Annotated in this window: 2 protein-coding genes; one reads left to right on the top strand and one right to left on the bottom strand. The window is 48.1% G+C overall.

Features of this window, described 5'->3' with window-relative positions; all coding sequences use genetic code 11:
• Positions 1-105 precede the first annotated feature (105 nt).
• Positions 106-957, top strand: coding sequence for a DegV family protein (locus tag AC1WIP_RS14890; RefSeq protein WP_481142566.1), 852 nt, complete (start codon positions 106-108; stop codon positions 955-957).
• Between the two features lie 81 nt (positions 958-1,038).
• Here AC1WIP_RS14890 and AC1WIP_RS14885 read toward each other — a convergent pair.
• The coding region (locus AC1WIP_RS14885; protein ID WP_481142565.1) for a citrate/2-methylcitrate synthase at positions 1,039-2,208 on the bottom strand (1,170 nt) is incomplete at its 5' end.

Genomic DNA, 2,208 nt, shown 5'->3' with positions numbered 1-2,208 from the left:
ATCATATTCCCCGTATAAAAGAAATTAAATTCCTGTAAATAGTGTATTTTATCAGAAAATATGTTATTTTTTAACTGTATTTAAAGAAAGAAACGGAGGCGTGCTATGTCAAATATACAGTTGGTTGCAGATTCCACCTGCGATCTTTCTCCTGAACTGAAAGCTGCTTTTCAAATTGTCACCATCCCCCTCTGCATTATTTTGGAGGATGAGAGCTACTATGACGGGGAGCAAATCACTCCTGATCAAATCTACCAGTGGTCTGATGCCAACAGACAGACCCCCAAAACCGCTGCAGCTTCCTATGAGCGGGCCTATGAAATCTTAAAGCCATTTATGGAGGCGGACAAGGATATTATTTTTCTGGGTATCTCCGAGCAGATGAGCACCACCTGCAACGTAATCCGGCTGATTGGCGAGGATCAGCATTACCATAAGCTTCATGTGATCGATTCTCAAAATCTGTCCACGGGCATCGGCCTGCAGCTGCTCTACGCCGCCGAACTGATCAAAGAGGGAAAAACGGCAGAGGAAATCGTGGAGCGCGTTGAACAGCGCCGGGGCAAGGTCCGCGCCAGCTTCGTGGTGGAAACCCTGACCTACCTGGCCAGAGGCGGCCGGTGCAAGGCGGTGACCGCTCTTCTTGCAAACACATTGAAATTGAAACCTCAAATTATCGTGGAGCATGGGGCCATGAGCGTGGCAAAAAAATTTCGTGGAAAACAGTCCTCTGTGATTATGAGGTATGTGAAGGAGCTTCAGGATGATCTGCTGGCGGCAGACCCCTCCTGTGTGTTTATCACCCATTCCGGCTGCGAGGACAGCATAATAGAAGAGGTCCGCTCCTATCTGGACAGCCTGGATTATTTTGCCAATATCTACGTGACCCGTGCAGGCTGTGTCATCTCCAGCCACTGCGGGCCGGCTACCCTTGGCGTATTGTTCTATGCCCAATAAAAAACTGCCGCGGCATATCTGCGGCAGTTTTTTATTGCGGTGCGCCTGACGGCGCATGCTTTTTACTTTTCGTATCTTGGATTATCTATCCTCAATGTCCACATACTCACGCTCATCCATAACGCTCTTGTAGGCAGGACGTATAATCTTATCCATATTGATCAGCTCTTCTATTCTGTGAGCGCTCCAGCCTACTATTCTGGCAATGGCAAAGATGGGAGTGTAAAGCTCCAGCGGAATCTCCAGCATACTATACACGAAACCGCTGTAGAAGTCCACATTAGCACTGACTCCTTTATAAATGCGGGCTTTCTCCGAAATTACCTTGGGGGCGAGCCGCTCAATCATAGAGTAAAGGGCAAAATCCTTTTCCCTTCCCTTAGCGGATGCCAGCTGCTGCACAAAGCCCTTGAACACCTGAGCTCTGGGGTCCGACAGCGAATATACCGCATGGCCCATCCCGTAAATCAGTCCCTTCCTGTCAAACACTTCCTTGTTCAGAATCCGTTTCAGGTAATTTTCAACGGCTTCCTCATCCTTCCAGTCAGACACATTTGCCTCAATATCCCGCATCATCTCCACAACCTTGATATTAGCGCCGCCGTGCTTTGGCCCTTTCAGGGAGGACAGGGCAGCCGCCACCACAGAATAGGTATCAGATCCCGATGAGGTCACCACACGGGTGGTAAAAGTGGAATTGTTTCCGCCGCCGTGTTCCATATGCAGCACCAGGGCAATGTCAAGGACTCTGGCCTCAAGCTCAGTATATCGTTTGTCAGGACGCAGCATCATCAGAATATTTTCCGCAGTAGAAAGCTTTTTCTGTGGCCTGTGTATGTACATACTCTCATCGTTGGTATAATGATTGTAGGCGTGATATCCATAAACCGCCAGCATTGGAAATACGCTGATCAGCATAATGCACTGGCGCAGCACGTTTTCAATAGAGGTGTCATTACAGTTTTTGTCATAAGAAGCAAGGGTCAGCACACTTCTTGTGAGGGAATTCATAATATCGCTGCTGGACGCCTTCATAATCACATCTCTGGTAAAGTTTGTGGGCAGTGTGCGGTTTGCAGCAAGAATATGATGGAACTGTTCCAGCTCCTGCTTTTTGGGAAGCTCTCCGAACAGAAGAAGATATGCAATCTCTTCAAAGCCGTATCGTTTTGACCGAAAGCCGTTTACCAGTTCAATACAGTCATAGCCCCGATACCAAAGTCTGCCCTCACAGGGAACCTTTTTCCCATC

This window comes from Acetatifactor sp., assembly GCF_982438285.1.
Note: the sequence above shows the minus strand (reverse complement) of the source record. Positions and strands in the feature narration are given on the sequence as shown.

Excerpts from the sequence above, each read along its gene's own strand:
- AC1WIP_RS14890 (WP_481142566.1), top strand. The coding sequence starts at position 106 with ATGTCAAATATACAGTTGGTTGCAGATTCCACCTGCGATCTTTCTCCT.